The sequence below is a fragment of the Rossellomorea oryzaecorticis genome, from assembly GCF_045897515.1.
Lineage (GTDB): Bacteria > Bacillota > Bacilli > Bacillales > Bacillaceae_B > Rossellomorea > Rossellomorea enclensis.
The window spans coordinates 1-6,857 of record NZ_JBJOSA010000040.1 but is presented as its reverse complement, the minus strand read 5'-3'; the positions used below and the strand labels follow the sequence as shown (position 1 = coordinate 6,857).

6 protein-coding genes are annotated in these 6,857 nt (G+C 48.2%); 5 read left to right on the top strand and 1 reads right to left on the bottom strand.

The window, feature by feature from the left end:
• Positions 1–113: 113 nt before the first annotated feature.
• A complete protein-coding gene (locus ACKA06_RS21550; protein WP_411160622.1) occupies positions 114–662 on the bottom strand; it encodes a 2'-5' RNA ligase family protein in 549 nt (182 codons plus the stop codon).
• 169 nt (positions 663–831) lie between these two features.
• On the opposite strand from ACKA06_RS21550, the gene ACKA06_RS21545 reads away from it, so the two are divergent.
• The 5 genes from ACKA06_RS21545 to ACKA06_RS21525 all read left to right on the top strand — a co-directional run bounded on the left by ACKA06_RS21545 (position 832) and on the right by ACKA06_RS21525 (position 6,633).
• Positions 832–1,551, top strand: a complete 720-nt coding sequence (locus ACKA06_RS21545) for a FadR/GntR family transcriptional regulator (RefSeq protein WP_032086327.1) — start codon at positions 832–834, stop codon at positions 1,549–1,551.
• A gap of 201 nt (positions 1,552–1,752) precedes the next feature.
• Positions 1,753–3,537 (top strand): L-lactate permease, encoded by a 1,785-nt coding sequence (locus ACKA06_RS21540; RefSeq protein WP_411160621.1) that lies wholly within the window; start codon positions 1,753–1,755, stop codon positions 3,535–3,537.
• Positions 3,538–3,763: 226 nt separating this feature from the next.
• Positions 3,764–4,480 (top strand): (Fe-S)-binding protein, encoded by a 717-nt coding sequence (locus ACKA06_RS21535; protein ID WP_411160620.1) that lies wholly within the window; start codon positions 3,764–3,766, stop codon positions 4,478–4,480.
• A 21-nt stretch (positions 4,481–4,501) separates the two neighbouring features.
• Positions 4,502–5,929, top strand: a complete 1,428-nt coding sequence (locus tag ACKA06_RS21530; RefSeq protein WP_032086233.1) for a LutB/LldF family L-lactate oxidation iron-sulfur protein — start codon at positions 4,502–4,504, stop codon at positions 5,927–5,929.
• Positions 5,929–6,633, top strand: a complete 705-nt coding sequence (locus ACKA06_RS21525; protein ID WP_198258581.1) for a LutC/YkgG family protein — start codon at positions 5,929–5,931, stop codon at positions 6,631–6,633. The genes ACKA06_RS21530 and ACKA06_RS21525 overlap by 1 nt, the downstream gene beginning before the upstream one ends.
• The last annotated feature ends 224 nt before the right edge of the window (positions 6,634–6,857 follow it).

The window sequence follows — 6,857 nt, the reverse complement described above, 5'->3', positions numbered from 1 at the left end:
ATAGGAGAAAAATCTTTAGAAATAACAGAAAACCCCACCTTCGCTTAAGGCGAAGGTGGGGTTTGTCTACAGTCTGAAAGAAGCTTGTGGACTTCACAAGCTTCTTTTTCTATCTACTTCAGTTTCTTCGAATAAATGAGGGGAGCCTCCATTGTATCCCCATCCTGCTTCGCCAATTCTATCAGGCCTACTTCCTCTACCCTTCCCTTAGTGAGACCTAAACGATCAACGCAATAATGAAAAGCCTTTGACAATCCATCCGCTTCCAGCTTGTTAGCAAGAGTGCAGTGGGGGATCCACTGTCCCGGTTCATATAATTTATTGGCCTCTGTGATGAACGTTTCAAAGTGTTTATGATGATCTGTATGGAAATCCAGCAGCTCCTGCGTCATCGTCGGGGACAAAAACAGAGTATTATAATTTAAGAAAGTCCCCACATGATTGAAGGTGACGCCAAAACTATCACTATCATCATAAAAAATATCCATCTGCCTTATGTAATTTTCCTTATCCAATTCTTTATAGCTTGCCAGCGTCAGATGAGGTCTGCCGTCTTTAACTTCGTCTATGTAGTAGGAAATATCCTCATCACGCAGCTCTTTCCACACATCTTTTATCAGCTGTTCCGTTTGTTCATCGAACAGGGCAACCACCCAGTACATATCGTAACCACCTTAAATTATGTATACTATCCTCGATACCCCACTTCAGGCAGGGGTAACCATCTCTGGTATGTAATTACGGACTCAAGTGAAAAAAGTTTCAAAACATTGTCCCTGATCCTACAATACTATAAAATCAGACATAGGAACATTGATGGGGTGAGAATTGGTGAATTATAAACGTATAAAACCGCGAAAGATTTATGAGGAAGTGGCCGAGGCGCTGATCGATATGATCAAGTCCGGTCAATTGAAGAGCGGGGACAAGCTGGAATCGGTTCAGCAGCTCGCTGAAAATTTTCAAGTCGGGCGTTCCGCAGTTCGTGAAGCATTGAGTGCGCTCCGGGCGATGGGGTTAGTGGAAATGCACCAGGGGGAAGGGACGTATGTCCGCGAATTTGACAGTAAAATGCTGTCGCTCCCGGTTTACATAGCTGTGTTGATGAAAAAAGATGATGTGAAGAACCTTTTGGAAGTGAGGCGTATCCTCGAAGTCGGTGCCGTCCAGGCAGCGGCCGACAGAAGGACGGATGAGCAGCTTGCTGAAATAAAAGAAGCCCTCGACCAAATGGAAACGGCCAATGATCAGGAACTGGGGGAGGAAGCCGATTTCCGTTTTCATATGGCCATCGCAAAGGCTTCTCATAATGAACTGTTGATCGGGCTGATGAACAATGTGTCAGAAATGATGGTCACCACGATGCGTGAAACCCGCAGATTGTGGCTTTACTCAGAAAAGTCGACGCTAGACAGGCTCTGGAATGAGCATCAGCAGATTTATCAAGCCATTGAAGCCCAGGATGGAAGCGAAGCACAGAAATTGATGCTCGATCATCTTCAAAGTGTGGAAGAAGTCCTGATGAACTATTTTGATGAGATGAATGAATAACTGGATGGCCCGTCCCGCACCGCTTTAAAGCAGTGCGGGACGGGCCTTCTTTTGTGGATGTGAGATTATTTTTATAAAATTTAAAAAATACCATTGTGATGTGAAAGCGTTTTAATTATACTGTTATTTATAATGCAGGTCATCTGATGACCTGTTAATGTGTTGACAGACATTTAATGTTATTGAAGGGAGATGAAGGGGATGAGTATTGGTACGCTGGCGTGGATCGCCACATTACCGATTGTCTCTGTGTTTTTGTTCTTGGTTATTTTAAGATGGCCGGCCAAAAGGGCGATGCCGGTTTCATTATTGATCACGATTATCATGGCAATGGTTGTGTGGAAGGTGCCTGGAAATCAAGTTGCTGCAGCAAGTGTGAAGGGGATTGTAACGGCTTTGGAAGTCGGTGTCATCGTGTTCGGCGCGATTCTCTTATTGAATACGCTGAAAGAAAGCGGTGCCATTTTTACGATTCGGAAGGGATTTACGAGTATCTCCCCGGATAGACGGGTTCAGACGATCATTGTCTGCTGGCTGTTCGGTTCTTTCCTTGAAGGGGCTGCGGGCTGGGGGGCGCCTGCCACGATTGTAGGGCCGCTCTTGGTAGCAATCGGATTTCCGGCGATGGGGGCTGTCATGGTCGCACTCATTCTTCAATCGACGCCTGTATCCTACGGGGCGGTCGGCACGCCTATCCTCATCGGTGTAAACTCGGGATTAAAGGATTCTCCGCTTGTCCAGAAATATGTCGCAGAGCAGGGGACGACATTTGACGCATACATAATTGGAATAGGGGGCCAGGTTGCACTCATCCACGGTGTAATCGGAATTTTCATCCCTCTATTCATGGTCACGATGCTCACCTATTTCTTTGGTAAAAATAAGTCGATCACAGAAGGGCTGGCGATGTGGAAGTTTGCCATCTTTGCAGGATTGTCATTTACCGTTCCTTACGCGTTGGTGGCGAATCTTCTTGGGCCAGAGTTCCCATCGCTCATCGGCGGATTAGTGGGGCTTGCCATCGTGGTTCCCGCTGCAAAGAAAGGGCTGTTCATCCCGAAGAAAACGTGGGATTTTGATAAAGAAACGAACTGGGATCCAGCATGGACGGGTACACTGCAAGTGGATGAGTCCGATAAGCCGAAACAACATGTTTCTTTCATGAAGGCTTGGCTGCCATATCTGCTGGTAGCGGTTTTATTAGTCGTTACCCGGGTCAGCTACCTGCCATTCTCAGCCTGGCTGCAATCGTGGGTCATCAATCTGGAAACGTTATTCGGTACAGAAATCACGGTCGCTTCAAAACCGCTGAATCTCCCGGGAACGATTTTTATTCTTGTTTCGCTGATTTCAATCTTCATCTTTAAAATGAATATGAAGGAATACTCCCGCGCGGTGAAGGATTCGTTTAAGACGATTGTGAGTGCGATGGCCGCCTTGATCTTTGCAGTGCCAATGGTGCAGGTCTTCATTAACTCCGGAATCAACGCAGCCGATTATACGAGCATGCCGCTGGCGCTGGCAGAAGGGATCTCCAGCATCTTCGGAAGTTACTGGCCGCTTGCCGCCCCGACAATCGGAGCGATCGGCGCGTTTGCAGCGGGAAGCAACACCGTCAGCAACATGATGTTCTCCCTGTTCCAATTTGGGGTTGCCGATAATATCCTGGCGGCACCTGCAACGATCGTCGCTCTGCAGGCAGTCGGCGGTGCAGCCGGAAACATGATTTGCGTTCACAACGTAGTGGCGGCATCATCTTCCGCAGGACTCATCGGAAAGGAAGGAAACCTGATCAGGAAAACTCTGATTCCGATGACATTCTACGTCATATTTGCAGGAGCAATCGGATATGTGGCGATCAACGGGATTGGACTGAATATCGGCCCCCTCATCCTGGCTGGTGTCGCCCTATTCATCCTCACCCTCATCTTTAAAGGGGAAAGACAAAATAGAAGAGAAGCAAAACAACTGAGAAAAACGGCATAAACACATGACCCGCCCCTGTCACTTCTATAAAAGCAGGGGACGGGTCTTTTTACTTAAACAAAAACAAAGTCATCTGATGACCTGTTGACTATGGTGGCCGTTAGATTTACACTAGTATTTAATAGAATAAAAGAGAGTATTCAGGGAATTACAAATAATAATTTACGATAAAAGAAGAACTCATCACTTCTATAAGGAGCTTCTTCAAAAGAAATGGGGAACGATCATGAAGGTTTCACTATTTGTGACATGTTTAATCGACATTTTTCAGACCGACGTCGGCAGGGATACAGTCGAGCTCCTCGAGAGGCTTGGATGCGAGGTGGATTTTCCGGAGAAACAGACATGCTGCGGTCAGCCTGCTTATAACAGCGGGCATGTTGAAAAGGCAAAGGAATCTATGAAGCATATGATTTCTGTTTTTGAGGCATCCGATTATGTTGTGACACCCTCAGGTTCCTGTGCAACGATGTTCCGTGAGTATCCCCACCTGTTTAAGGGAGATCAAGAATGGAAGGCACGGGCGAAAAACCTCGCCGATAAAACGTATGAGCTCACGAAGTTCATCGTCGAAGTCCTTGGTGTGGAGGACGTCGGGGCAAGACTGGACGGGAATGCCACCTATCATACGTCCTGCCATATGACCCGCCTGCTCGGTGTGACGGAAGCGCCAATGAAACTATTGAGCCACGTTGACGGATTAAAGATGAGTCCACTGCCGCATAACTACAACTGCTGCGGTTTCGGTGGCACATTTTCTGTGAAGATGTCGCCGATTTCCGAACAGATGGTAGATGAAAAGGTTGCCAGTGTGGAAGAGACGGGAGCAGACATCCTGATCGGAGCGGACTGCGGATGCCTGATGAACATTGGCGGCCGGATCGACAGGAAAGGGAAGCCTGTCAAGGTCATGCATATTGCCTCGGTATTGAACAGTCGATAGAAATAAGGAGGGGGAAACATAATGGCTATGAAAATAGGGGATAAACCCTTCAATGACCGAGTGTCGAGCGGAATCGCCGATTCATTCATGCGCGGGGCAGTATCCTCCGCACAGGGACGGTTCCGGAGCGGACGCCTGAATGCCGCAGAAGAACTCGGCAACTGGGAAGAATGGCGGAAGCTGGGAGAGGAAATCAGGTCTCATACAATCGAGAATCTCGATTACTATCTAGAGCAGTTAAGTGAGAATGTCGCAAAACGCGGCGGCCATGTTTTTTTTGCAGAGACTGCTGAAGAAGCGAATGAATACATCACTGAAGTCGTCAGGAAAAAAGAAGGCAAGAAGGTCGTAAAATCTAAATCGATGGTGACAGAAGAAATCAATATGAATGAAGCACTCGAGAAAGCGGGCTGCGACGTCATCGAAACAGACCTTGGCGAATGGATCCTGCAGGTGGATGACCATGATCCCCCGTCCCATATCGTCACCCCTGCCCTTCATAAAAACAAAGAGCAGATCAGGGACGTCTTCAAAAATAAAATGGGTTACGACAAAACAGAAAAGCCGGAAGAACTTGCCCTTTTCGCACGTGAAAAGCTGCGCGAAGAATTCCTTCAGGCAGATATCGGCATCACAGGCTGCAACTTTGCCATCGCAGAATCCGGCACGATCTCACTTGTGACAAATGAAGGGAACGCGCGAATGGTGACCACTGTCCCCAAGACACAGATCACGGTCATGGGAATGGAGCGCATCGTGCCAACGTGGGAAGAGATGGAGGTGCTCGTCAGCCTTCTCACCAGGGCGGCAGTCGGACAAAAACTTACAAGCTATATCACAGCTCTGACAGGACCGAAGCAAGAAGATGATGTGGACGGCCCTGAGGAGTTTCACTTGGTGATCGTTGATAATGGGCGTTCGAAAATCCTTGGCACGGCTTTTCAGTCCATTCTCCATTGTATCCGATGTGCAGCCTGTATCAATGTGTGTCCAGTGTACCGCCATGTAGGCGGACACTCGTACGGTTCAATCTATCCTGGGCCGGTGGGGGCTGTATTATCCCCGCTGCTTGGCGGATACGAAGAGTATAAAGAGCTTCCATATGCATCGACCCTGTGCGCAGCCTGCACGGAAGCATGCCCGGTGAAAATCCCGCTGCACGAGCATTTGCTTAAACACCGCCAGGAAATTGTCGAGCGTGAAGGGAAGGCACCGGTTTTTGAAAACCTGTCGATGAAAGCGTTCAGCATGGGGACCGCATCTCCTGCCATGTACAACATCGGCTCGAAACTTGCGCCGGCGTCCCTGGCCGCGTTTACAAAAGACGGAAGTATTTCGAAAGGACCGGGACCGCTGAAGAACTGGACCGATATCCGTGAATTCCCGGCGCCGAAAAAAGAGCGGTTCAGGGATTGGTATAAGAAGAGAAGCAAAGAAGGTGGAAAATGATGGCGATCGGACAAATCCATAACAGGGGATCTTTTTTAGATAAGCTGGCAAAGAACCTTGGCCGGGATCGTCGTGCGGAAGTAGTGAAACCCGAGTGGCAGCACAACCCTCAATGGGAAGTGTATAAAGGCTATTCCCAGGATGAACTGGCCGCTGTGCTGAAAAAACAGTGCGAACTGATTCATACAGAGGTACACGAGACCGTCACGAGCGAGCTTTCAACCTTGATCCCGCATTTAATAAAACAATATGGAGGGAAGTCCGTTGTCAGCTGGGACGACCCGCGTTTTGAAGAAGCCGGCCTTGCTGATATCGGGGACGGGGACCTCACCCACCACGTCTGGAATACAGAAGCCGGAGATGAAAACCTTGCTTTTTCAGCCGTTGCAGATGTAGGAATCACCTTCAGTGATATGACACTCGCGGAATCAGGAACCGTGGTCCTTTTCAGCGACAAAGGGAAAGGACGGGCTGTCAGCCTGCTCCCCGCCATCTACATCGCCATCATCCCAAAAAGCACCATCGTCCCGAGGATGACACAGGCAGCCAAAAGCATCCACGACAAAATCGAAAACGGGGAACTTGTTGCATCCTGCGTGAATTTCATTTCCGGTCCCAGCAACTCAGCGGACATTGAAATGAACCTCATCGTCGGTGTGCATGGACCCGTGAAGGCGACCTATATTATTGTGGATGATTTGTAATAAACTAAGCACCTGGCTTTGTAATGAGTCAGGTGTTTGTTTGTAAGCCAATCTTTTAAGTTTATCTCCGTTTCAAATTCAGTCCAGCTATTGATTGGAGTGCAAGACGCAGACTCCTGCGGGAAAAGTAGCTAATGTGAGACCCCACAGGGAGGTACGACCGAGGAGCATTCCTGTTATAAAGTAAATTGCGTTTATATCGAAGTTTTTGCGATGTGCATAAA

Excerpts from the sequence above, each read along its gene's own strand:
- ACKA06_RS21550 (WP_411160622.1), bottom strand. The coding sequence starts at position 662 with ATGTACTGGGTGGTTGCCCTGTTCGATGAACAAACGGAACAGCTGATA.
- ACKA06_RS21540 (WP_411160621.1), top strand. The coding sequence starts at position 1,753 with ATGAGTATTGGTACGCTGGCGTGGATCGCCACATTACCGATTGTCTCT.
- ACKA06_RS21535 (WP_411160620.1), top strand. The coding sequence starts at position 3,764 with ATGAAGGTTTCACTATTTGTGACATGTTTAATCGACATTTTTCAGACC.
- ACKA06_RS21530 (WP_032086233.1), top strand. The coding sequence starts at position 4,502 with ATGGCTATGAAAATAGGGGATAAACCCTTCAATGACCGAGTGTCGAGC.
- ACKA06_RS21525 (WP_198258581.1), top strand. The coding sequence starts at position 5,929 with ATGGCGATCGGACAAATCCATAACAGGGGATCTTTTTTAGATAAGCTG.